The organism is Pseudomonas sp. ICMP 561 (genome assembly GCF_002699985.1).
Classification (GTDB): domain Bacteria; phylum Pseudomonadota; class Gammaproteobacteria; order Pseudomonadales; family Pseudomonadaceae; genus Aquipseudomonas; species Aquipseudomonas quasicaspiana.
Genome location: NZ_LKBT01000010.1, coordinates 1 through 21,792, shown reverse-complemented (window position 1 = coordinate 21,792; position 21,792 = coordinate 1). Strand labels below are relative to the sequence as shown.

The 21,792-nt window shown below is 56.1% G+C and carries 22 protein-coding genes and 1 pseudogene; 13 read left to right on the top strand and 10 right to left on the bottom strand.

Annotated elements, in window-relative coordinates:
* Positions 1 to 6 precede the first annotated feature (6 nt).
* The 4 genes from AO242_RS09080 to trpE all read left to right on the top strand — a co-directional run bounded on the left by AO242_RS09080 (position 7) and on the right by trpE (position 4,051).
* On the top strand, positions 7 to 831 hold the full coding sequence (locus AO242_RS09080) for an ABC transporter permease (protein WP_099268459.1): 825 nt from the start codon (positions 7 to 9) through the stop codon (positions 829 to 831).
* Positions 832 to 1,011: 180 nt separating this feature from the next.
* Positions 1,012 to 1,686, top strand: a complete 675-nt coding sequence (gene rpe, locus AO242_RS09075; protein WP_027900674.1) for a ribulose-phosphate 3-epimerase — start codon at positions 1,012 to 1,014, stop codon at positions 1,684 to 1,686.
* The gene (locus tag AO242_RS09070) at positions 1,683 to 2,501 is read left to right on the top strand and encodes a phosphoglycolate phosphatase (protein WP_099268458.1); all 819 of its coding nucleotides are present in this window, start codon (positions 1,683 to 1,685) and stop codon (positions 2,499 to 2,501) included. Before rpe ends, AO242_RS09070 begins: the two co-directional genes overlap by 4 nt.
* A 74-nt stretch (positions 2,502 to 2,575) precedes the next feature.
* The gene (trpE, locus tag AO242_RS09065) at positions 2,576 to 4,051 is read left to right on the top strand and encodes an anthranilate synthase component I (RefSeq protein WP_099268457.1); all 1,476 of its coding nucleotides are present in this window, start codon (positions 2,576 to 2,578) and stop codon (positions 4,049 to 4,051) included.
* A 131-nt stretch (positions 4,052 to 4,182) separates the two neighbouring features.
* On the opposite strand, the gene estP is transcribed toward trpE, so the two are convergent.
* The gene (gene estP / locus AO242_RS09060) at positions 4,183 to 6,111 is read right to left on the bottom strand and encodes an esterase EstP (protein ID WP_099268456.1); all 1,929 of its coding nucleotides are present in this window, start codon (positions 6,109 to 6,111) and stop codon (positions 4,183 to 4,185) included.
* A gap of 474 nt (positions 6,112 to 6,585) precedes the next feature.
* On the opposite strand from estP, the gene AO242_RS09055 reads away from it, so the two are divergent.
* The 4 genes from AO242_RS09055 to AO242_RS09040 are packed head-to-tail and all read left to right on the top strand — an operon-like array spanning position 6,586 to position 9,843.
* Complete coding sequence (locus AO242_RS09055; protein WP_027900670.1) at positions 6,586 to 7,185, top strand: aminodeoxychorismate/anthranilate synthase component II; 600 nt, start codon at positions 6,586 to 6,588, stop codon at positions 7,183 to 7,185.
* Between the two features lie 21 nt (positions 7,186 to 7,206).
* On the top strand, positions 7,207 to 8,256 hold the full coding sequence (trpD, locus tag AO242_RS09050) for an anthranilate phosphoribosyltransferase (RefSeq protein WP_027900669.1): 1,050 nt from the start codon (positions 7,207 to 7,209) through the stop codon (positions 8,254 to 8,256).
* Positions 8,253 to 9,092 carry an indole-3-glycerol phosphate synthase TrpC gene (gene trpC, locus AO242_RS09045; RefSeq protein WP_099268455.1) on the top strand — a complete coding sequence of 280 codons (840 nt, stop codon included), beginning with the start codon at positions 8,253 to 8,255 and terminating at the stop codon, positions 9,090 to 9,092. Before trpD ends, trpC begins: the two co-directional genes overlap by 4 nt.
* A gap of 43 nt (positions 9,093 to 9,135) precedes the next feature.
* A complete protein-coding gene (locus AO242_RS09040) occupies positions 9,136 to 9,843 on the top strand; it encodes a lipoate--protein ligase family protein (protein WP_099268454.1) in 708 nt (235 codons plus the stop codon).
* A gap of 176 nt (positions 9,844 to 10,019) precedes the next feature.
* On the opposite strand, the gene crp is transcribed toward AO242_RS09040, so the two are convergent.
* Entirely contained in the window at positions 10,020 to 10,664 is a 645-nt protein-coding gene (gene crp, locus AO242_RS09035) for a cAMP-activated global transcriptional regulator CRP (RefSeq protein ID WP_099268521.1), read from the bottom strand.
* Between the two features lie 205 nt (positions 10,665 to 10,869).
* Between crp and AO242_RS09030 the strand changes: the two genes are divergently transcribed.
* Together AO242_RS09030 and speD are read left to right on the top strand one after the other, a co-directional pair.
* The gene (locus tag AO242_RS09030; RefSeq protein WP_027900665.1) at positions 10,870 to 11,292 is read left to right on the top strand and encodes an OsmC family protein; all 423 of its coding nucleotides are present in this window, start codon (positions 10,870 to 10,872) and stop codon (positions 11,290 to 11,292) included.
* 238 nt (positions 11,293 to 11,530) lie between these two features.
* On the top strand, positions 11,531 to 12,331 hold the full coding sequence (gene speD / locus AO242_RS09025; protein WP_027900664.1) for an adenosylmethionine decarboxylase: 801 nt from the start codon (positions 11,531 to 11,533) through the stop codon (positions 12,329 to 12,331).
* A 64-nt stretch (positions 12,332 to 12,395) separates the two neighbouring features.
* On the opposite strand, the gene coq7 is transcribed toward speD, so the two are convergent.
* The 5 genes from coq7 to hemJ all read right to left on the bottom strand — a co-directional run bounded on the left by coq7 (position 12,396) and on the right by hemJ (position 15,789).
* Complete coding sequence (coq7, locus tag AO242_RS09020) at positions 12,396 to 13,043, bottom strand: 2-polyprenyl-3-methyl-6-methoxy-1,4-benzoquinone monooxygenase (protein WP_099268453.1); 648 nt, start codon at positions 13,041 to 13,043, stop codon at positions 12,396 to 12,398.
* 122 nt (positions 13,044 to 13,165) lie between these two features.
* On the bottom strand, positions 13,166 to 13,504 hold the full coding sequence (locus tag AO242_RS09015) for a histidine triad nucleotide-binding protein (protein ID WP_027900662.1): 339 nt from the start codon (positions 13,502 to 13,504) through the stop codon (positions 13,166 to 13,168).
* 92 nt (positions 13,505 to 13,596) lie between these two features.
* Positions 13,597 to 14,385: an SDR family NAD(P)-dependent oxidoreductase gene (locus tag AO242_RS09010; RefSeq protein ID WP_027900661.1), complete on the bottom strand. Its 789-nt coding sequence runs from the start codon at positions 14,383 to 14,385 to the stop codon at positions 13,597 to 13,599.
* 60 nt (positions 14,386 to 14,445) lie between these two features.
* Positions 14,446 to 15,297, bottom strand: coding sequence for a DUF805 domain-containing protein (locus tag AO242_RS09005; RefSeq protein WP_099268452.1), 852 nt, complete (start codon positions 15,295 to 15,297; stop codon positions 14,446 to 14,448).
* 69 nt (positions 15,298 to 15,366) lie between these two features.
* The gene (gene hemJ, locus AO242_RS09000) at positions 15,367 to 15,789 is read right to left on the bottom strand and encodes a protoporphyrinogen oxidase HemJ (protein WP_099268451.1); all 423 of its coding nucleotides are present in this window, start codon (positions 15,787 to 15,789) and stop codon (positions 15,367 to 15,369) included.
* A gap of 133 nt (positions 15,790 to 15,922) precedes the next feature.
* On the opposite strand from hemJ, the gene argC reads away from it, so the two are divergent.
* Both argC and erpA read left to right on the top strand, forming a co-directional pair.
* The gene (gene argC, locus AO242_RS08995; protein ID WP_095101166.1) at positions 15,923 to 16,957 is read left to right on the top strand and encodes an N-acetyl-gamma-glutamyl-phosphate reductase; all 1,035 of its coding nucleotides are present in this window, start codon (positions 15,923 to 15,925) and stop codon (positions 16,955 to 16,957) included.
* 168 nt (positions 16,958 to 17,125) lie between these two features.
* Positions 17,126 to 17,476, top strand: coding sequence for an iron-sulfur cluster insertion protein ErpA (gene erpA / locus AO242_RS08990; RefSeq protein WP_027900658.1), 351 nt, complete (start codon positions 17,126 to 17,128; stop codon positions 17,474 to 17,476).
* A gap of 57 nt (positions 17,477 to 17,533) precedes the next feature.
* Here the strand turns inward: erpA and AO242_RS08985 are convergent, their stop codons facing one another.
* Positions 17,534 to 18,628, bottom strand: a complete 1,095-nt coding sequence (locus AO242_RS08985) for an anhydro-N-acetylmuramic acid kinase (protein ID WP_099268450.1) — start codon at positions 18,626 to 18,628, stop codon at positions 17,534 to 17,536.
* A gap of 3 nt (positions 18,629 to 18,631) precedes the next feature.
* On the bottom strand, positions 18,632 to 20,068 hold the full coding sequence (locus AO242_RS08980) for a peptidoglycan DD-metalloendopeptidase family protein (RefSeq protein ID WP_099268449.1): 1,437 nt from the start codon (positions 20,066 to 20,068) through the stop codon (positions 18,632 to 18,634).
* A 215-nt stretch (positions 20,069 to 20,283) separates the two neighbouring features.
* Between AO242_RS08980 and tyrS the strand changes: the two genes are divergently transcribed.
* Entirely contained in the window at positions 20,284 to 21,483 is a 1,200-nt protein-coding gene (tyrS, locus tag AO242_RS08975; protein ID WP_099268448.1) for a tyrosine--tRNA ligase, read from the top strand.
* Here tyrS and AO242_RS29545 read toward each other — a convergent pair.
* Positions 21,464 to 21,792 (bottom strand): annotated as a pseudogene (locus tag AO242_RS29545) (hypothetical protein); the annotation flags it as partial. The gene tyrS and the pseudogene AO242_RS29545 sit on opposite strands and share 20 nt — an antisense overlap.

The window sequence follows — 21,792 nt, the reverse complement described above, 5'->3', positions numbered from 1 at the left end:
ATTGCCATGTTGAGTTCTTATTCCTCGCCGCTGGAACGTGTCTGGTACTACGCCCTGCGCATCCTGTGTGGCCTGATCCTGTTGTTCCTGGTGCTACCGGTGCTGGTGATCATTCCACTGTCGTTCAACTCCGGCAGCTTTCTGGTTTACCCGTTGCAAGGCTTCTCACTGCATTGGTATCAGGACTTTTTCAATTCCAACGAGTGGATGCGCGCGCTGAAGAACAGCCTGCTCATCGCTCCCGCTGCGACTGTGCTGGCCATGGTTTTCGGCACGCTGGCGGCGATTGGCCTGACCCGCGGCAACTTCCCCGGCAAGGCGCTGGTCATGGCCTTGGTGATTTCGCCAATGGTGGTGCCGGTGGTGATTATTGGTGTGGCGAGCTATTTGTTCTTCGCGCCCCTGGGGTTGGGTAACAGCTTCCTGTCATTGATTCTGGTTCACGCGGTGCTGGGTGTGCCGTTTGTGATCATTACCGTGTCGGCGACTTTGCAGGGCTTCAACCATAATCTGGTCAGGGCGGCTGCCAGCCTGGGCGCGTCGCCGCTAACGGCATTTCGTCGAGTGACGTTACCGCTGATTGCGCCGGGTGTGATTTCCGGCGCGCTGTTCGCTTTCGCGACTTCTTTCGATGAAGTGGTCGTGACGCTGTTCCTCGCCGGCCCCGAGCAAGCGACGCTGCCAAGGCAGATGTTCAGCGGCATCCGGGAAAACCTCAGCCCGACCATCGCTGCTGCTGCGACGCTGCTGATCGGATTCTCGGTGGTACTGCTGTTGGTGCTGGAGTGGTTGCGCGGGCGTAGCGAGAAGTTGCGCACTCAGATTGAGTGAGCGGCAAGCGGGAAGCTTCAAGCTTCAAGCTAAAGCAGTATTTGGCTAGGGCACCTTCAGCTTTTGGCTTTTGGCTTTTGGCTTGTAGCTAGCTTGTGGCTTATAGCTTATAGCTTATAGCTTGCAACTGCCACTGGAGTACAATGCGCGCCACCGTGATTCTGTTCAAAAAGGTGCGTCATGCAGCCCTTCCTCATTGCTCCATCGATTCTCTCCGCCGACTTCGCCCGTCTGGGTCAGGAAGTTGACTCTGTGCTGGCCGCTGGCGCCGACATTGTTCACTTCGATGTGATGGACAACCACTACGTGCCGAACCTGACCATCGGTCCGATGGTGTGCTCGGCGCTGCGTAAATATGGCGTGACGGCACCCATCGATGTGCACTTGATGGTCAGCCCGGTGGATCGCATCATCGGCGATTTCATCGAGGCGGGTGCCAGCTACATCACTTTCCACCCGGAAGCGACGCAGCACATTGATCGCTCGTTGCAGTTGATCAAAGAGGGCGGTTGCAAGGCGGGGCTCGTATTCAACCCGGCGACTCCGCTGAACTTGCTGGAGTACGTGATGGACAAGGTCGACATGATCCTGCTCATGAGCGTTAACCCTGGCTTTGGCGGTCAGAAATTCATCCCGGGGACGCTGAACAAACTGCGTGAGGCGCGCGCGTTGATTGATGCCTCGGGTCTGGACATTCGTCTGGAAATCGACGGTGGCGTGAACGTGAATAACATCCGTGAGATCGCCGCCGCCGGTGCTGATACTTTTGTCGCCGGTTCCGCCATCTTCAATACCCCGGACTACAAGCAAGTCATCGACAAGATGCGCGCAGAACTGGCGCTGTCCCGCGCATGAGCGGCTTCGAGCAACTGTTTCCGGGGCGCCTGCCAAAGCTGATCATGTTTGATCTGGACGGTACCCTGGTGGATTCGGTACCCGATCTGGCCGTAGCAGTCGACAAAATGCTGCTTGAACTGGGTCGTCCTGCGGCCGGTCTGGCGCAGGTCAGAAACTGGATCGGTAACGGTGCGCCTGTTCTGGTACGCCGCGCTCTGGCCAATGATCTGGACCACAGTGGTGTCGATGATGCCCAGGCCGATCAGGCGCTGGAAATCTTCATGAAGTTCTATGCCGAAAAGCATGAGTTCACGGTCGTCTATCCTGGCGTTCGTGAAACCCTGAAGTGGTTGCAGAAGATGGGCGTGGAGATGGCGCTGATCACCAACAAGCCGGAACGGTTCGTCGCGCCGCTGCTGGATGAGATGAAACTGGGCCGCTTTTTCCGCCTGATCATCGGTGGCGACACCATGCCGACGAAAAAGCCTGATCCGGCGGCGCTGTTCTTTGTCATGAAGATGACCAATATTCCAGCCTCGCAGTCGCTGTTCGTCGGTGATTCACGCAGCGACGTGCAGGCAGCCAAAGCCGCTGGTGTGCCCTGTGTTGCCATGAGCTACGGCTACAACCATGGTCGACCGATTGAAGAAGAGTCCCCGGCGCTGGTCATTGATGACCTGCGACGTCTGATTCCCGGTTGCCTGAATCTGGACGCTGGGATACTGTTGCCGGAAATCAAAGATCCCTCCTTTAGAGATTCCATCGTGGTGGTCACTCGCAAACTCTGGATGAAAGTCATCAAGGCCTTGGCCCGCTGGCGTTGGCGCGCCTGACTTGAATCCGGCCGGATACGTTTACCGGCACTGTTTGCTTACCTGACTGCTAACCCTCACCAATGAGGCTGATGATGAATCGCGAAGAATTCCTGCGTTTGGCTGCTGCTGGCTATAATCGCATCCCGCTTGCCTACGAAACCCTGGCCGACTTCGACACGCCGCTGTCGATCTACCTCAAGCTTGCCGACCAACCGAACTCCTATCTGCTGGAGTCGGTGCAGGGCGGCGAGAAATGGGGCCGTTACTCGATCATCGGTTTGCCATGCCGCACGGTCTTGCGCGTTCACGATCACGATGTTCGTGTCACTCACGACGGCGTCGAGATCGAGCATCTTGAGACCGAAGACCCGCTGGCGTTCGTTGAAACCTTCAAGGCGCGTTACAACGTGCCGACCATTCCTGGCCTGCCACGTTTCAACGGCGGGCTGGTGGGTTACTTCGGTTATGACTGTGTTCGCTATGTCGAGAAGCGTCTCGGCAAATGCCCGAATCCTGATCCGTTGGGCGTGCCAGATATCCTGCTGATGGTGTCTGATGCCGTCGTCGTGTTCGATAACCTGGCGGGCAAGATGCACGCTATCGTGTTGGTCGACCCGGCCCAGCAGGACGCATACGAAAACGGCCTGGCCCGTCTCGACGAACTGATGGAACAACTGCGCCAGCCCATCACCCCGCGTCGTGGCCTGGACCTGACCCGGCCGCAAGCGGCTGATCCGGTATTCCGCTCAAGTTTCACGCAGGATGACTACGAGCGGGCAGTCGATACCATCAAGGAATACATCCTGGCGGGCGACGTCATGCAGGTGGTTCCGTCGCAGCGTATGTCCATCGACTTCAAGGCTGCACCGATTGATCTGTATCGGGCACTGCGCTGCTTCAACCCGACGCCTTACATGTACTTCTTCAACTTTGGCGATTTCCACGTGGTTGGCAGTTCTCCGGAAGTGCTGGTGCGTGTTGAAGACAACCTGATCACCGTTCGCCCGATTGCCGGCACCCGTCCTCGCGGTGCGAACGAAGAAGCTGATCTGGCGCTGGAAGAAGACCTGCTGTCCGATGACAAGGAGATCGCCGAGCACTTGATGCTGATCGATCTGGGGCGCAACGACACCGGTCGTGTTTCGGAAATCGGTTCGGTCCGGCTCACCGAGAAAATGGTCATTGAGCGTTACTCCAACGTGATGCACATCGTGTCCAACGTCACCGGTCAGTTGAAAAGCGGCCTGACGGCGATGGATGCACTGCGGGCGATTTTGCCAGCAGGCACCTTGTCCGGCGCACCGAAAATCCGCGCCATGGAAATCATCGACGAACTGGAGCCAGTGAAACGTGGCGTCTACGGCGGCGCTGTGGGTTATCTGGCCTGGAACGGCAACATGGACACCGCGATTGCGATCCGGACCGCGGTCATCAAGAACGGCGAACTGCATGTACAGGCCGGTGGCGGCATCGTCGCTGACTCGGTGCCTGCGCTGGAATGGGAAGAAACCCTGAACAAACGCCGGGCGATGTTCCGCGCCGTGGCGCTGGCTGAGCAGGAGCAGTAAGCGCAGATACTGCAGTTCACGAATAAACGTAGGACCGGCTTTAGCCGGGAGGACTTTGGTTCAGTCGCCACATCTGCTTTGTCAGAGCAGGCGCTCTCCCGGCTGAAGCCGGTCCTACGACTGCAACGCGCTTAAAAGTCCAGACTTACCCCGACGCTCATCCCTTGCTGGGTGACATCATCATTCTTGCGCCAGTTGTACCCGCCGCGTAGCGTCAGGTCTCGGGTCAGTTTCTGGCTGACGCCAAGTGTGGCGCGGTTCAGATCTCGTTGCGGCGTGTAGCCTTCAAGGGTGAAATCATTGAGCGGCAGGCTGTTCAAGGCGATGGTCACCTCCTGTTGATCAGTTTCAAACTCCCGCTCATGCGCTACTTCGGCGAACAGCTGCGTCGTGGGGGTGACCTGAAACTTGCCCTGCAACCCAGCACCCAGGCGTCGTGACTTGCGAGTCTGGTCATCAAAGGTCAGGGCCGTTGAGCGAGTGCCTTTTTCCGAATAGCCATTCACGTTCACATGTGCGTAGTCCGCGCTGATGAAGGGCGATAAATGCCAAGGGCTGTTGGCGCCCGCGATATCAAATCCCAGTCTTGTACTGGCTCCCCAGATTTCACCATCCGTATCGCCTTTCTCATTCCCCTGGCTGATACCCAGTGCGAATTTGCGCTCGGCATTCTCGTAATCCAGATGCCCACCTGAGGCAGTAAGATCACCCCACCAATGGTTCGCCTGATACTGGACAAAGGCAGTCGCCAGATAGCTATTGAGTTTGTAGTCCGAATCCCGATCCCCGGCGTCCAGTTGTTGCCGATAAGCTCCGCCCACCATGCCGACTCGCCAATGATCGGCGAGTCGATAACTGCCGCCAACGGTCACGTTGTAGCCATGACCGTCAGCATTCGCTGAGTTGTCCTGTGCATCAAAGTCCATTTTCTGACCACCAGCGGCGACAATCGCACGCCACTGCCCGACGCCCTGCCAATTTCCCCAATCCGCTAGCCATTGGCTCCTCAGTTCATCCTGTTGCGCACGTAATGTGCCGTTGGCCATTTCCGGCAGCAGGCTGATTTCCCAAGGCGCAGCCAGCAACGAGTAGGCGTAATCGGCGATCAGCCGCTGGCCGGTGACAGTGGGATGCACCCCATCGTTGAACAGTAATTTACTCGGGTCCGGCGTAGCACTACTTATCCCGTAGGTGTTGTTCTCGTCGCAGTTGTCACCGTTGAAGCAGGTTCCCGTTAGATTCTGATCCGCGGCGAGACCAAAGCGGGCTGGCTCATTCAACGTTTCCGAAACGAAGCGTGGGATATTCAGCGGGATTATTTGCGCATCGATCTGCGCCAGGCGGCTGATCAGTTGGGCGTTGAATACACCGCTCAGTATTGAAGTGACGGGTGCCAGGATGGTGCCGGACACGGCTGGCGTCTGACCGATGTCTGGCAGCAGCCAGACCATGATGTATCGAGCCCCCGCTTGCTGCAGGACCTGGGCACTGTCGGCAAGACGATCTGCGGCCTCCCGGGACTGCGCCAGACTCAGCACTCGGCCCTGCAGGAAGTCATTGCCGCCCCCGGTCAAGTAGTACAGGGCGTCAGGATCTGCCCGAAAGTTGTTAGCGATCAGGTAACCCGGTCGGCTGCGTAAAACTGCTCCGTTATCGGGGTTGATAACGTTGGACTGCGAGGTGATTGCATCATAAATCTGATCGGTACGATCTCCTCCTACCGCCCAGTTGTTGCCGTCTGCCAAACCTGAGGCGGCGTTCACTGGCGACGTGGAGGCCGCGAGGTCGGCCTGAGCAACATTGAGTTTCAGACCCAGCAAGGTCGATGAGTTCAGTCCGAAAACCTCACCGCTGCCGTCCTGATAAGTTGGCCCGGTACGGTTGGTGAAACGTAGCGTCGATCCCATTGGGCCATCCGTATCGGGAAACTGCCCGGCATCGGCCAGGCTGTCACCGAATACCACCATGGTTGAATAAGGCGAAGAGGCTGCCCAGCTGTCAGGGCAGGCTGAAACCAGCAAGCAAGCGACAAGCGCCGCAAACCGTCGGGGTCTGAGCATGGTCAGGTTCCTTTTTATTTTTTAATGCTTAAGGAAAAGTAGCTATCTGAACCCTGCACGACCGGCTAATTAGTCATTAACCGCCCAGCGGTTGGCGTTATGGTTGATGTGTATTCGCTGCTTTACAGATTTGATTGTTTAGTGACTCCAAAAGTAGATTTTGGTCATCTCGCCAAGGGTATGTGATATTGCGCGCCATCCCTCGGTACGCTAATGTGCCGGAACGTAAAAATGAGACCTCCCCTGTGTTGATCGTCAGCAAACTCTTGATGCGCGTTATCAAGGCTCACGCCCGCTGGCGTTGGCGCGCCTGACTTATTCTCTTCCGGCCTGTCCGGACCTCCTGATACGCCTTTAAAACTCCGCCCTGCCGCTTTTCCGGGTCAACCCCCGGTCGTTAAACTAGCGGGCACTCAATCGGCAGCGATTTTGAAGGTTGAAAAAATAGTCAGTAATTCAATGGGTTTAAGCCAAATGCTGCTGATGATCGATAACTATGATTCCTTTACCTACAACGTCGTGCAGTACTTCGGTGAGCTGGGTGCCGACGTCAAGGTGATCCGCAACGACGAATTGACCGTTGCCGAGATCGAAGCCCTCAACCCTGAGCGCATTGTGGTATCGCCCGGCCCTTGTACGCCGAATGAAGCGGGTGTCTCGCTGGAGGTGATCAAACACTTCGCCGGCAAACTGCCGATTCTGGGTGTATGCCTTGGTCATCAGTCAATTGGTCAGGCGTTCGGCGGTGACGTTGTGCGCGCCCGTCAGGTCATGCACGGCAAGACCAGTCCGGTGGTTCATGAGGATCACGGCGTGTTCGAAGGGTTGAATCACCCTCTGACCGTTACCCGCTATCACTCGCTGGTTGTCAAACTCGACACCCTGCCTGATTGCCTCGAAGTGACAGCCTGGACTGCGTTGGAAGATGGTTCGAGAGACGAAATCATGGGCTTGCGCCACAAGACACTGAACGTCGAGGGGATTCAGTTTCACCCTGAGTCGATTCTGACCGAGCAGGGCCACGAGCTGTTCGCCAACTTCCTCAAGCAAACCGGCGGCACCCGACAGGGTTAAGGATTCGTTATGACTAAGCCAATGGACATCAAGACCGCTCTGGGGCGTGTTGTCGATAATCTGGATTTGAGTACTGCCGAGATGAGCGACGTCATGCGCGCCATCATGACCGGGCAGTGCACGGAAGCGCAGATTGGAGCTTTCATGATGGGCATGCGCATGAAGAGCGAAAGCATCGATGAGATTGTCGGTGCGGTTTCGGTCATGCGTGAGCTGGCCGACAAGGTTGAGCTGAAAACCCTCGATGGCGTTGTAGACGTAGTGGGCACCGGCGGTGACGGCGCTAACATTTTCAACGTTTCGACGGCGTCTTCTTTCGTGGTTGCCGCGGCCGGTTGTACTGTAGCCAAACATGGCAATCGCGCCGTCTCGGGCAAGAGCGGCAGCGCTGATTTGCTGGAAGCGGCTGGCGTATACCTCAACCTCACGCCGGTACAAGTGGCGCGCTGCATTGACAGCGTGGGCATCGGTTTCATGTTCGCCCAGGCTCATCATGGCGCAATGAAGCATGCCGCAGGCCCGCGTCGCGATCTCGGCTTGCGTACCCTGTTCAATATGCTCGGCCCGCTTACGAATCCGGCCGGTGTCCGCCATCAAGTAGTGGGCGTATTCAGTCAGGCCCTGTGCCGCCCCTTGGCCGAAGTTCTGCTTCGTCTGGGCAGCAAGCATGTACTGGTGGTGCATTCGCAGGATGGCCTGGATGAGTTCAGTCTTGCTGCACCGACGTTCGTGGCTGAACTAAAAAACGGCGAAGTCACCGAATATTGGGTGCAGCCTGAGGATCTGGGCATGAAAAGCCAGAGCCTGTTTGGCCTGAGCGTTGATGGCCCTGAAGCTTCGCTGGTTCTGATCCGCGATGCGCTGGGTCGTCGTAAAACCGAACATGGCCAAAAAGCGGCTGAAATGATCGTGCTCAATGCGGGCGCAGCGCTCTATGCTGCTGATCATGCCTACACGCTCAAAGAAGGTGTCGAGTTGGCTCACGATGCGCTTCATACCGGCCTGGCCCGGGAGAAGCTTGAAGAATTGGGTGCCTTTACCGCGGTATTCAAGCAGGAGAATGAAGAATGAGCGTGCCAACAGTTCTGGAAAAGATTCTTGCCCGTAAGGCCGAGGAGGTTGCAGCTCGCAGTGCTTCCGTCAGCCTGGCCGAAGTCGAGAAGCTGGCTGCAGCGGCTGACCCGGTTCGCGGCTTTGCCAACGCGTTGATCGAGCAAGCCAAGCGCAAGCAGCCGGCGGTCATTGCCGAAATTAAAAAGGCATCGCCGAGCAAGGGCGTGATTCGCGAGAACTTCGTACCTGCCGACATCGCCCGAAGCTATGAGAAGGGCGGGGCGACCTGCCTCTCGGTGCTGACCGATGTCGATTACTTCCAGGGTGCTGATGCTTATCTGCAGCAGGCGCGTGCTGCGTGCAAGCTGCCGGTGATCCGCAAGGACTTCATGATTGATCCCTATCAGATCATTGAAGCCCGCGCCCTTGGCGCTGATTGTGTGCTGCTGATTGTCTCTGCGCTGGATGACGTGAAAATGGCTGAGCTGGCTTCGGTCGCGAAAAGCGTCGGGCTGGACGTATTGGTTGAAGTGCACGACGGCGATGAGCTGGAGCGCGCATTGAAAACCCTCGATACGCCACTGGTCGGCGTTAACAACCGCAACCTGCACACCTTCGAAGTGAGCCTGGAAACCACGCTGGATTTGCTCCCGCGTATTCCTCGTGATCGTCTGGTCATCACTGAAAGCGGCATTCTCAACCGTGCCGATGTCGAGTTGATGGAAATCAGCGATGTGTATTCCTTCCTGGTGGGTGAAGCGTTCATGCGCGCCGAGCATCCGGGTGATGAACTGCAGCGTCTGTTCTTTCCTGAGCGCGGTACGCCTCCGGTGCGCAGCTCTACCCTGGACTGATCATTCCTCGGCTTTGCTTCGACAGGTTTTACAGAGGATCAACATGTCTGGTTCGGTGATTGATATCTGCGTCGAAGCTGGCCTGAAAGCCGAGCAGGACTTGCTTGCCTCAGTCTGTGACGGGAATTCCGATTTTGCATTACTGCTCTGGCGACCGAGCGATCGAGCGCTGGTGATGCCTCGCCGCATGAGCCGTTTGCCCGGATTTGTAGAGGCCAGCGAAACGCTGGCTGACAGCGGCTGGCCAATTCTGTTGCGGGAAACCGGAGGTGAGCCGGTGCCACAGTCGTCGGCCACGGTGAACATCGCCCTGGTTTACGCCCAGCCTGCAAGTGACCCGGATCGCGACCGTATCGAACTCGCCTATCGCCGTCTATGTCAGCCGATTCTGGATGTTTTGAATGAGCTGGGCGGCGCTGCTTCGTTGGGCGAAGTGGAGGGTGCGTTTTGTGACGGTCGCTTCAACGTCAACCTTGATGGCCGCAAGATGGTCGGCACTGCCCAGCGTTGGCGCCAGAGTCAAGGTGGACTGAGGCCTGTCGTGCTCGCCCACGGTGCATTGCTGGTCGATAACGAACGGCATGAAATGGTCGCCGCCGTTAATCGCTTCAACGAAATCTGCGAGCTTGATCAGCGCGTGCGAGCCGACAGCCATATTGCATTGCGCGAGGCGTTTGCGGTTGAGGGTGTGTTGGAGAGGTTGGCGCAGACCTATCAGGAAGGACTTTCGCTGTTATCGGGGCAAAGGTGAGCCCACGACCTGTGGGAGCGAATTCATTCGCGAAGAGGCCAGTCCATTCAATGCATATCTATCGCTTCAGATACCGCTTTCGCGAATGAATTCGCTCCCACGGGAGATAAGATTTCAATCCATGCCTTTCAATCCATGCCTATGGGTGATTCAGCGATAGCCCCCGATTGGCTTTCTCAACGCGTACCAAACACCACCATCGTCTTGCCTTTGACGTGGACCAGTTTCTGTTCTTCCAGCGCTTTGAGCACCCGGCCAACCATTTCTCGTGAACATCCCACAATACGTCCGATTTCCTGGCGCGTGATCTTGATCTGCATGCCGTCAGGGTGAGTCATTGCATCCGGTTGTTTGCATAAATCCAGCAGCGTACCGGCGACACGGCCAGTGACATCGAGAAAGGCAAGGTCGCCAACCTTGCGCGTGGTGTTGCGCAGACGTTCGGCCATCTGGGCGCCAAGGGCGTACAGGATTTCCGGTTCCAGCAGCGATATCTCGCGGAATTTGCTGTAGCTGATTTCAGCAATTTCGCACTCGGTCTTGGCACGCACCCAGGCGCTGCGCTCTTTTTCATTTCCGACAGGTTCGAAAAGCCCAAGCTCGCCGCAGAAATCTCCGGAGTTCAGGTAGGCAACGATCATCTCGCGGCCTTCATCATCTTCGATCAGCACGGTGACCGAGCCTTTGATGATGAAGAACAAGGACTCGGAACGATCCCCTGCACAAATGATGTTGGATTTGGCCGGATAGCGGCGACGCTGGGCGTGAGCCAGAAACTTTTCCAGGTGCTTGGTCTTTGATGACAGGGGAATAGCTAGCATTCTTTTGTCCTGAAAAAGTACATCGCCGGAGGCATTGTTAGCGTTATCGGCAGCAGATTGCATTTAGCCAGCTTTTTGGATCTCATTTGAGACCATTTCGGAAATTTCCTACAGGTTGGTCTTAAAGTGGAATTTCTCGGCACGTTCAGAGCGTGGCGAGCGCTGTGCTAAGCTGGCCGCCTTTTCAGCATTGGAGCCCCTGGCGATGAAAGCACGCATTCAATGGGCTGGTGAAGCCATGTTCCTCGGTGAATCCGGCAGTGGTCACGTAGTGGTGATGGACGGCCCGCCCGAGAGTGGCGGTCGCAATCTGGGCGTGCGCCCTATGGAGATGGTGCTGATCGGCCTCGGCGGTTGCAGCAACTTCGATGTGGTCAGCATTCTGAAGAAGTCGCGCCAGCCAGTAGAAAGCTGCGAGGCCTTTCTGGAAGCCGAACGCGCCACTGAAGACCCAAAGGTATTCACCAAAATTCACCTGCATTTCGTGGTGAAGGGCCGTGGCTTGAAAGAAGCTCAGGTCAAGCGCGCCATCGAGCTGTCCGCCGAGAAATACTGCTCAGCCTCGATCATGCTCGGCAACGCCGGGGTCGAGATTACTCACGACTACGAAATCATTGAATTGGGCTAACGACACCCAATTATCATAAAAGCGGCGCACACTCTGGCAGACAGCTCCTGACGTCTGCATAATGCGCCCCTTTTTCAGGGAGCAGGATGCGCAGGTTGTTTGCGGCCGCTCCCGACCAGACAACCAAAATCGCCACCGCGAAGAGGTGTTAACCGTCCTACGCAGCTGAGCTTCGCTCAACTGACGGGCATGCTTGATCACGTGGCTTGGGCCGCACATATATAGAGAGTTTTTAACGGTGAAAAGCAAACTCAAGCTCCACGGGTTCAATAACCTGACAAAGACCTTGAGCTTCAACATCTATGACATCTGCTATGCGGAAACCCCGCAGGACCAGCAGGCTTACGTCGAGTACATCAACAGTGTGTACGACGCCGAACGCCTGACGCGGATTCTGACCGATGTCGTCGATATCATTGGCGCCAACATCCTCAACATCGCCCGCCAGGATTACGATCCTCAAGGCGCCAGCGTGACTATTCTGATTTCCGAGCAGCCGGTGACGCCTACCGAAAGCCAGATCGAAGAGTCGCCGGGCCCGCTGCCGGAAACCATTCTGGCGCACCTCGACAAGAGCCACATCACCGTCCATACCTATCCGGAAATTCACCCGGTTGACGGTATCGCGACCTTCCGTGTGGACATCGACGTGTCAACCTGCGGGGTGATTTCACCGCTTAAAGCGCTGAACTACCTGATTCACAAGTTCGAATCAGACATCGTGACGGTCGACTATCGTGTGCGCGGCTTCACCCGTGACGTTGAAGGCAAGAAGCACTTCATCGACCATGAGATCAACTCGATTCAGAACTACCTCTCTGAAGACACGCGCAACAGTTACCAGATGACAGACGTGAACGTGTATCAGGAGAACCTGTTCCACACCAAGATGCTGCTCAAGAACTTCGAACTGGATAACTACCTGTTCGGCGACGCGACCAGCAATCTGTCCCCGGTGCAACGCGATCAGGTGACCGCCAAGGTCAAGCACGAAATGCTGGAAATCTTCTACGGCCGCAACGTTAACGTCGCCGTCTAGGATTCAATGCAAAAAGAAAGGCGCCTGCTGAAGGCGCCTTTTTTGTGCTCGCGATTTATCGGGTTTAAATACGATAAGTGCTTTTGGTCATGAGCTTGGCCAGCACGCTCATGCCAAACTTGACCGGCGCCGGGAAGCGGAAGCCGCCTGCATCCAGCGCGCTTTGTGCGTGGTGTTCTTCGTCGGCACGCATCTGCTCAAGAATCGCACGGGACTTTTCGTCTTCGGCGGGAAGTTGCTCAAGGTGCTCATTCAAGTGTTTGCAGACCTGATCTTCAGTCGCTGCGACGAAACCCAGGCTGACCTTGTCGCTGATCAACCCTGCTGCGGCGCCGATGCCGAAGAAAAAGCCGTAAAATAGTGGATTGAGTACGCTGGTATGGCTGCCCAACTGGTGAATGCGCTGTTCACACCAGACCAGATGGTCAATCTCTTCTTCTGCGGCATGCTCCATCGCTTTGCGTATATCGGGCAATTTGGCGGTGAGTGCCTGCCCTTGATACAACGCCTGGGCGCACACTTCACCTGTGTGGTTGATACGCATCAGGCCTGCAACGTGCCGAGTATCAACGTCACTCATCGCAACTTCGGGCTGGACGAGGGCGGGCGAGGGACGAGAGGAGTATCCCTTGGACGGCAACAGCGTGCGCATCGCAGCGTCGGCCTGCAAAAGGATACGGTCGATAGGGGAGTAGTGACGTTCGGTAGCCATGGGCACCTCCGGAAAAACCATGGGGCCAGTCTACCCCAATCCGCCAGATGAGGCTTGAGCTGGATCAGCTGGCTAGAGCCCTGGCAGGCTCCAGCCGTACTGCAAGTCTTTGAATATCGGGATTAACCCGGCGGCCAGTTCATCTGGCGCTGACCCAGAACATGCATATGAATGTGATAGACGGTCTGTCCGCCCAGCTCATTGCAGTTCATGACGACACGAAATCCATCCTCACAGCCTAACTCTTTCGCCAGACGTTGCGCGGTGAACAGAATATGACCGGCCAGGCCTTTGTCTTCTTCGGTCAGGTCATTAAGCGTGCGGATCGGTTTTTTCGGGATAACCAGAAAGTGGACCGGTGCCTGGGGGGCAATGTCGTGAAAGGCCAGCACTTGATCGTCTTCGTAGATGATCTTTGCGGGTATCTCGCGGTTAATGATCTTGGTGAACAAAGTATCCACAGCCATTTGCTCCTTGTGGTGGGTGGAACGTGTAGATGAATGGACCGAACCGACTGTACTGAGAGCATCGGTCTGCGCCCAGCATTCGTCGGTCAGCGCGAGCACACTGACTTGTTGATCAGCCCGGCAATGTTACGACTTACCCAGCGTGAGACCAGTCGGGGGCTGAATGTGATCAATCGATTACGCCAGCCAGGAATGATAACCGCCCGGTTCTTTGCCAACGCGCGAACGGTGTACAGCGCCACTTCTTCGGGGCTCATCATTTTCTGATTGCCGCTCTTGCCCACTTGAAGCTGGGCAGTACGGAAAAAGCTGGTGCGCGTGGGGCCGGGGCACAGGACCGATACTTTGATCCCGTTTTTCTTGACCTCCTCGCGCAGCCCCTCTGAAAAATGCAACACGTAGGCTTTGCTTGCGTAATAGGCGCTCATCCAGGGGCCTGGGCTGAACGCAGCCACAGATGCAACGTTGAGAATCTGCCCGCCGCCTTGCAGCGCCATCAGGTTTCCGACCGTGTGGCACAGGCGCGTCAGGGCCAGAATATTCAAGTCAATCAGGTCCTGCTCCAATCCCCAGTCCTGGGCCAGGAACGGACCGGATGTTCCGATACCGGCGCAATTGACCAGCAGGTCGATCTGGTGCGCACCTTCTTCTTCCAGTTCCAGCAGAAAACCTGACAGGCGCAAGGGTTCGCCCAGATCGCAGGCGCGAATCAGTACCTCTACGCCGAAACGCTGAGTCAGTTCAATGGCGATCGTTTCCAGCAGATCGCGCTGACGAGCGACCAGTAACAGGCTCCTTCCTCTGCGTGCCAAGGCTTCGGCCATGGCCAGGCCAATTCCGCTGGTTGCCCCGGTGATCAAGGCGTAACGGGTCATGCGGTTCTCCGTTGAACGTAGTGCGAGCCGCGGAGTTTAGTCCAGGGCCTGGACGACAGGCTATTGATCGTCATCAGGCAGTGACTGCTCATACTGTGTGGTGACGTCCGACAGCTCTTCTTTCAGTGAAAGGAACCCACCAGTCAGTGTGGTGATCACGGACACGCCAATGAACAGAATCCACATGCAGGCCAGCAGGATGACGCCACGGTTATTAGGGGGCGGCGGCGGGCCATAGCGGTTGGCTCCCTTGTTGCCCGGGGCGAAAATCAGAAGCAGAGGCAGCACAAAGCCTATGTAGGGCACCAGGTATAAACACAGCAGCCACGCCGACCATCCTGCATCGTGCAGCCGTTGAGCACCTATCTGAAGGCCAACCAGGAAGAATGCCGCTCCGACAATCGCCAGCAACAAGCCGCCGCCAACCAAAGAGGCGCTCATGATCACTGAGCATATGCCGGCAGCAATAAAGCCTGTGACAACCAGCACTGATATCCACGCCAGGTAACGTACACGCCCAATTCGCCCCTGAAAGCTGAAGATTTTCAGTTCTGATTGTTTTGTCTCGTCATCTATGACACTTGCGCGAGGTGGTGCGTATGGCGAAGTCGGTACTGGCTGAGAGGACTGTAGCGTCGGCGAGGTTTCTTCTACTTCTTCAATGTTCAGGATTATTACGGGGTCACTGTCGATGCGCGCTTCGACACCAGCATCGTTAAGCGCTTTAAGGTAGACCTGAGCGTCGGCCTGAGTCAGCCCTCGCTTGAGGGCGACGGGTTTGCCGCTGAACAGATTGTCTACAGCGGAGACTTCACTCTTGAAAAGGCTAGCAAGATTGAGCTTGGCAGTCTGCAACTCAACACCGTTACGCAACTGCCCTTCGAACACAATCTTGAACAGCGGGGTGGTCATGCTTCGCTTCCTTGTCGTGAGATCGGCAACGCGGACCGCCTAGGATGAGTGGACGGTCCCGTCAGGAGATTAGAAAGGTTTAACCACCACCAGAATGACGACTGCCAGCAGGATCAATACAGGGATTTCGTTGAACCAGCGGTAAAACACATGGCTACGGCCATTTTCGCCACGAGCGAAGCGTTTGACCTGTGCGCCACACACATGGTGATAGCCGATCAGCAGAATGACCAGTGTCAGCTTGGCGTGCATCCAGCCCTGGCTCATGTACCCCGGCACCAAAGCGATAAGCCAGATGCCAAAAATCAATGTCGCGATCATCGCCGGGCCCATGATTCCCCGGTACAGCTTACGCTCCATGGTACAGAAGCGTTCGCGGCTGACCGCGTCCTCGCTCATGGAGTGGTAAACGAAAAGTCTTGGCAGGTAGAACAGCCCTGCGAACCAACAGACCACTGAAACGATATGAAAAGCCTTGATCCATAAAAGCATTTTTAGTTATTCCCAGGTTCACGGTATGCAAATAGTAGTGGCTTGAGCGCCCATACGTCACGTTGTCGGTTGTCGCAGACGCGCCAGGCCCATATTATCGACGGCTTTCCAGTTGGTACGTTGAGGGCAGGTTATGGTCAAGGTCGGTATCGTCGGCGGCACGGGTTACACCGGTGTCGAGTTGCTGCGTCTGTTGGCACAGCATCCGCAAGCTGAAGTGGTCGTTATTACTTCTCGATCCGAGGCAGGTCTGCCTGTTGCTGATATGTACCCTAATCTGCGCGGCCATTATGATGGCCTGGCATTTAGCGTGCCTGACATTGCAACGCTTGGTGCCTGTGACGTCGTCTTCTTCGCTACGCCTCATGGCGTCGCGCATTCCCTTGCAGGCGAACTCTTGAATGCCGGCACTCGGGTCATCGACCTGTCTGCTGACTTCCGTCTGCAAGACTCCGTGGAGTGGGCGAAGTGGTACGGTCAGCCTCACGGCGCGCCAGAGTTGCTCAAGGATGCAGTTTATGGTTTGCCTGAAGTTAACCGTGAGCAAATCAAGCAGGCTCGCCTTATTGCTGTGCCAGGGTGCTATCCAACCGCCACGCAACTGGGTTTCCTGCCATTGCTGGAAGCCGGGCTTGCCGATAACACGCGCCTGATTGCTGACTGCAAGTCCGGTGTCAGCGGTGCAGGTCGTGGCTTGAGTATTGGCTCGCTGTACTCCGAGGCCAACGAAAGCTTCAAGGCTTATGCGGTCAAAGGCCATCGTCACTTGCCTGAAATCACCCAAGGGCTGCGTCGCGCGGCTGGCGGGGATGTGGGTTTGACCTTCGTCCCGCACCTGACGCCAATGATCCGCGGTATTCACTCCACGCTGTACGCCACAGTCGTCGATAAGTCGGTTGATCTGCAGGCGCTGTTCGAGAAGCGTTATGCCAACGAGCCATTCGTCGATGTGATGCCTGCTGGCAGCCATCCGGAAACCCGCAGCGTGCGTGGTGCCAACGTTTGCCGTATTGCGGTCCATCGCCCGCAGGGTGGGGATCTGGTCGTCGTGCTTTCGGTTATCGACAACCTGGTCAAGGGTGCGTCGGGACAGGCCGTACAGAACATGAACATCATGTTCGGGTTGGACGAGAAGCTGGGTCTGTCCCATGCCGGGATGATGCCCTAGAAGCAGTTTTTAGCTTCAAGCTTCAAGCTTCAAGAGGTTGGTGCGACCACTTGTAGCTTGAGGCTTGAAACTTGCCGCTGCTCTGGAATAGTTGACCAATTTTCTCGGAGAAGCGGATAATGCGCGTCATTACGCATTATGACGGCTTAGCGCCGGGAGATATTTAACATGAGCGTCGAATCCTTCACTCCAACGGCTTTGCAATTCACCCATGGTGCTGCGCACAAGGTGAAGACCCTGGTCGATGAAGAGGGCAACGATCGCCTTAAGCTGCGTGTATTCGTGACTGGCGGCGGTTGTTCCGGGTTTCAGTACGGTTTCACTTTCGATGAAGACGTCGCCGACGATGACACCATCGTTGAGCGCGAAGGCGTAAGCCTGGTGGTCGATCCAATGAGCTTCCAGTACCTGGCGGGTGCTGAAGTGGATTATCAGGAAGGTCTTGAAGGTTCGCGTTTCGTTATCAAGAACCCTAACGCTTCCACTACTTGCGGCTGCGGGTCTTCATTCTCGATCTGATTGTCCTGCACACATAAAAACGCCGCGCAAATGCGCGGCGTTTTTGTTTGTCTGGAGTCAGGCCGGGTAGATAGCGCCCAGCACTCGCAGACCCTGAGCGCCCGTGACGGTCGGACGGTTGGCAGGCACGCCTTCCAGGCAGCAATGAGCCAGCCAGGCAAACGCCATGGCTTCTACCCAGTCAGGGTCAACACCAAAGGCGGCCGTACTGCTGACTTTGGTATTAGGGAGCAATTCCGCCAGGCGATTGGTCAGTGCCACGTTGTGCGCACCGCCGCCACAGATCAGCAGCTCCTTGGTTTCCGACTGAGCCGATTGCAGGGATTCTGTAATCGACAGAGCGGTCAGCTCCATCAATGTCGCCTGTACGTTTTCGGCAGAAAGCGTCGGCAGCTGGAACAGATGGTGGTGCAGCCAGCCGAGGTTGAACACCTCCCGTCCTGTGCTCTTTGGACCCTTGGTCAGGAAGAACGGATCGCTGAGTAGCGCTTTCAGCAGGGCAGGATCAACTTTGCCACTTGCGCCCCATGCGCCGTCACGATCAAAACCTTCACCGCGCTGCGACTGAATCCACGCATCAAGCAAAACGTTGCCTGGGCCGCAGTCAAAGCCGGTTACCGGCCTGTCCAGTTCGATAAGGCTCAGGTTACTGAAACCGCCAATGTTGAGAACGGCACGACGGTCTTTATTGTCGTCGAACAGCGCCTCATGAAACGCGGGAACCAGAGGTGCGCCCTGACCACCAGCCGCGATGTCGCGGCGACGGAAATCGCTGACTACGGTGATCTCGGTCAGCTCAGCCAGCAGCGCCGGGTTGCCGATCTGGATGCTGAAACCGCGAGCGGGCTCATGGCGGATGGTCTGGCCATGGCTGCCGATGGCGCGAATCTGGCCAGCGACCATACCTTGTTGGGTCAGAAGCGTCAGTACGCCTTCAGCTGCCAGGCGAACCCACTTCTGTTCAGCGATCGCTGCACGAGCCAACTCGTCCGGTCCGCTGGAGCAAAGCCCTAGCAACTCGGCGCGCAAGTCCTCCGGCATCGGGATGTAGTGAGTTGCCAACAGTCTTGGCCGGTCATCCTGCTCAACAAGGGCGATATCGATCCCATCGAGACTGCTGCCGGACATCACACCTATATAAAAGAAGGCCATGGCTTATCGTTTGCTCGAGGCCAGCATGGTGGCCTTTTCCTGATCCATACGAGCCATCAATGGCTGGCTCTGCTGCATGAACCGCTGTTTTTCGGATTTGGCGATCGGATCCGCCATCGGCAATTTACGACCCAGAGGGTCGACGTGCACGCCATTTACCTGGAACTCATAGTGCAAATGCGGGCCTGTCGACAGACCGGTAGTACCAATATAGCCGATCACCTGACCTTGTCTGACGGTGCTTCCAGTCTGAACGCCTTTGGCAAAGCCTTGCATGTGACCGTACAGCGTACGGTACGTATCGCCGTGCTGAATGATTACCGTGTTGCCATATCCGCCGCGACGGCCTGCCAGCAGTACCTTGCCGTCGCCGGTAGCTTTGATCGGCGTACCGCGTGGCGCTGCATAATCGACGCCTTTGTGCGCGCGGATCTTGTTCAGGATGGGGTGCTTGCGACCCATGGAGAACATTGAGCTGATGCGGGCGAAGTCAACGGGCGTGCGGATGAAGGCCTTGCGCATGCTGTTGCCGTCGGCGGTGTAGTAGTTGGTGTTGCCCTGTTTGTTGGTGTAACGAACTGCGGAGTAGGACTTGCCCTGGTTGGTAAAGCGGGCAGAAAGGATATTGCCGGTGCCTACCGTTTTGCCGTTGATGACCTTCTGCTCGTAGATGACGTCGAATTCGTCACCCTTACGGATGTCCTGAGCGAAGTCGATGTCGTAGCCAAAGATGTTGGCCATGTCCATCGTCATGGTGTGCGAAAGGCCTGCACGCTGTGCGGACTGTGACAGGGAGTTGGTGATCACGCCGTGTATGTAGGCCGTACGCACGTCTGGCTTGCTGATTTCACGATTGAACGTGAAGCCACTGTCCGTTTTGGACAAGCTGATGCTTTCCAGCTGGCTGAGCTTGGTGTGCAGTTGCTTCAACTGACCTTCTGGCGTCAGTTCGAATTGCAGGACCTGGCCATCCTGCAGGCGGCTGAATTGTTTGGCTTCCTTATTACTGGCCATGACTTCATGCACGGTCGCAGCTGGAAGGCCTACCTTTTCAAACAGAGTGGACAGGGTGTCCCCTCTGGCTACGGTAACTTCCCGATGGTTGGGATTCTTGGGTGCAGCAGCCGCCACTGCGCTGTCTGCGGTGGGCTGGGGTTCATTGGCCGCATTGCTCTCAGTTTGCTCATCGCCATTGTCGATCTGGGCGAATGGAGAATCTGTTGCCGAATGTGTGGCTTCAGTCGTTTCCAGAGCGTCTTGGTTAGGTGCGCTTTGATCAGCAGGCGCTTCCATATCAAGATTCAAAACGGTTTTTTTAGCTTCGACTTCGCTTGAGGGAAAAACCAAGAGCGCCAGGCTTAACAGGGCGGCGATGCCGCTGGCTGCGAGCAGGTGAGTCTTGGGATAAAGCGGTGGCGCTTTAGGCGGCGTGTCTATCATAGGTAATTTGACTTTGAAAAAAGATGAATTGGAAAAGATGAATGACATGATGAAGATGAAATAACTGTATAAAATATAACCAAAACCTGTGCGAAGCAACCCTGCGGATGAATCGGCTTTCGATTCGTCCCGCAATGCTGGGCAAAACTTGTAATTGGGCGCTGATCTTGTATGGTTGGTCCCCTTTTGAAAACGGCTATTTTTAGGGGATGGATATGAGGTCGGTTGAAGAGCAGCTAGCGCTGATCAAGCGTGGGGCAGATGAGCTTTTGGTTGAGGCCGAGCTTGTGGCCAAGCTCAAGCGTGGTCAACCGCTGCGTATTAAAGCCGGGTTCGATCCTACGGCACCTGACCTGCACCTGGGTCATACCGTGCTTATTAATAAGCTGCGTCAGTTCCAGGAGTTGGGGCATCACGTCATCTTTCTGATTGGCGACTTCACTGGCATGATCGGTGATCCAAGTGGCAAAAGCGCCACGCGTCCTCCGCTGACCCGTGAGCAGGTTCTCGACTACGCCGAGACGTACAAATCCCAGGTATTCAAGATTCTTGATCCTGCCAAGACCGAGGTGGCTTTCAATTCTACGTGGATGGACAAGCTGAGCCCTGCGGATTTCATTCGTCTCTCGTCGCAGTACACCGTGGCGCGGATGCTTGAGCGTGATGATTTCGACAAGCGCTATAAAAGCAGCCAGCCAATCGCTATCCACGAGTTCCTCTATCCGTTGGTGCAGGGGTACGACTCTGTCGCTCTTCGTTCCGATGTCGAGCTGGGTGGTACCGACCAGAAATTCAATCTGCTGATGGGGCGCGAGTTGCAGCGCGCCTACGGGCAGGAAGCGCAGTGCATCCTCACCATGCCTCTATTGGAAGGTCTGGATGGTGTGAAGAAGATGTCCAAGTCGCTGGGTAACTATGTAGGTATCCAGGAAGCGCCGGGCGTTATGTACAGCAAGCTGGTTTCGATCCCGGATGCATTGATGTGGCGTTACTTCGAGCTGCTGAGCTTTCGTTCTATGGAAGAGATCAACGGCTTCAAGGCAGATTGTGAGAAGGGTGCAAACCCGCGCGATATCAAAATCAAGCTGGCTGAAGAGATCGTTGCTCGTTTCCATGGTGACGAAGCTGCTGCCAGTGCCCACCGCTCTGCGGGTAACCGCATGAAGGAAGGTGAACTGCCAGACGATTTGCCCGAGATCTCGGTAGGTGCCCCTGAAGATATGCCGATCTCAGCCGTCCTTAATAAGGCAGGGTTGGTTAAGAACTCCGCAGTCGCCCGGGATCTGCTTGCTTCGGGTGGCGTGCGTATAGATGGTGAAGTTGTTGATCGCTCGTTCGTCTTTAAGGTGGGAGCGACTCATGTTTGCCAGGCTGGGAAGAAGGCTTTCGGGCGTATTACGCTGGTTTTGGAATAAAGCGTGAATTAGGGGTTGACGGCCTCTCTAATCTCTCTATAATTCGCACCTCTTCTGGCGCAGACAGAACGAAAAACTCCTTGATAATCAATGAGTTGGACGATTCGGTTGGCTTTCGATGAAGTTGATCGAAAGCGGTGAAAAAAGGCAGTTGACAGCAGGTTGTAACGCTGTAGAATTCGCCTCCCGCTAACGAGCAACGTGATGTTGGTCGAAGCGCAAGTGGTTGAAGTTGATAAGGAAACTTTGAAAACTTCTTAAAATAACCGCTTGACAGATACAGAGGCTGCTGTAGAATGCGCGCCTCGG

What these genes read in the sequence shown, in the direction of transcription:
- AO242_RS09080 (WP_099268459.1), top strand. Translation starts at nt 7, where the DNA reads ATGTTGAGTTCTTATTCCTCGCCGCTGGAACGTGTCTGGTACTACGCC.
- rpe (WP_027900674.1), top strand. Translation starts at nt 1,012, where the DNA reads ATGCAGCCCTTCCTCATTGCTCCATCGATTCTCTCCGCCGACTTCGCC.
- AO242_RS09070 (WP_099268458.1), top strand. Translation starts at nt 1,683, where the DNA reads ATGAGCGGCTTCGAGCAACTGTTTCCGGGGCGCCTGCCAAAGCTGATC.
- trpE (WP_099268457.1), top strand. Translation starts at nt 2,576, where the DNA reads ATGAATCGCGAAGAATTCCTGCGTTTGGCTGCTGCTGGCTATAATCGC.
- estP (WP_099268456.1), bottom strand. Translation starts at nt 6,111, where the DNA reads ATGCTCAGACCCCGACGGTTTGCGGCGCTTGTCGCTTGCTTGCTGGTT.
- AO242_RS09055 (WP_027900670.1), top strand. Translation starts at nt 6,586, where the DNA reads ATGCTGCTGATGATCGATAACTATGATTCCTTTACCTACAACGTCGTG.
- trpD (WP_027900669.1), top strand. Translation starts at nt 7,207, where the DNA reads ATGGACATCAAGACCGCTCTGGGGCGTGTTGTCGATAATCTGGATTTG.
- trpC (WP_099268455.1), top strand. Translation starts at nt 8,253, where the DNA reads ATGAGCGTGCCAACAGTTCTGGAAAAGATTCTTGCCCGTAAGGCCGAG.
- AO242_RS09040 (WP_099268454.1), top strand. Translation starts at nt 9,136, where the DNA reads ATGTCTGGTTCGGTGATTGATATCTGCGTCGAAGCTGGCCTGAAAGCC.
- crp (WP_099268521.1), bottom strand. Translation starts at nt 10,664, where the DNA reads ATGCTAGCTATTCCCCTGTCATCAAAGACCAAGCACCTGGAAAAGTTT.
- AO242_RS09030 (WP_027900665.1), top strand. Translation starts at nt 10,870, where the DNA reads ATGAAAGCACGCATTCAATGGGCTGGTGAAGCCATGTTCCTCGGTGAA.
- coq7 (WP_099268453.1), bottom strand. Translation starts at nt 13,043, where the DNA reads ATGGCTACCGAACGTCACTACTCCCCTATCGACCGTATCCTTTTGCAG.
- AO242_RS09010 (WP_027900661.1), bottom strand. Translation starts at nt 14,385, where the DNA reads ATGACCCGTTACGCCTTGATCACCGGGGCAACCAGCGGAATTGGCCTG.
- AO242_RS09005 (WP_099268452.1), bottom strand. Translation starts at nt 15,297, where the DNA reads ATGACCACCCCGCTGTTCAAGATTGTGTTCGAAGGGCAGTTGCGTAAC.
- hemJ (WP_099268451.1), bottom strand. Translation starts at nt 15,789, where the DNA reads ATGCTTTTATGGATCAAGGCTTTTCATATCGTTTCAGTGGTCTGTTGG.
- argC (WP_095101166.1), top strand. Translation starts at nt 15,923, where the DNA reads ATGGTCAAGGTCGGTATCGTCGGCGGCACGGGTTACACCGGTGTCGAG.
- erpA (WP_027900658.1), top strand. Translation starts at nt 17,126, where the DNA reads ATGAGCGTCGAATCCTTCACTCCAACGGCTTTGCAATTCACCCATGGT.
- AO242_RS08985 (WP_099268450.1), bottom strand. Translation starts at nt 18,628, where the DNA reads ATGGCCTTCTTTTATATAGGTGTGATGTCCGGCAGCAGTCTCGATGGG.
- AO242_RS08980 (WP_099268449.1), bottom strand. Translation starts at nt 20,068, where the DNA reads ATGATAGACACGCCGCCTAAAGCGCCACCGCTTTATCCCAAGACTCAC.
- tyrS (WP_099268448.1), top strand. Translation starts at nt 20,284, where the DNA reads ATGAGGTCGGTTGAAGAGCAGCTAGCGCTGATCAAGCGTGGGGCAGAT.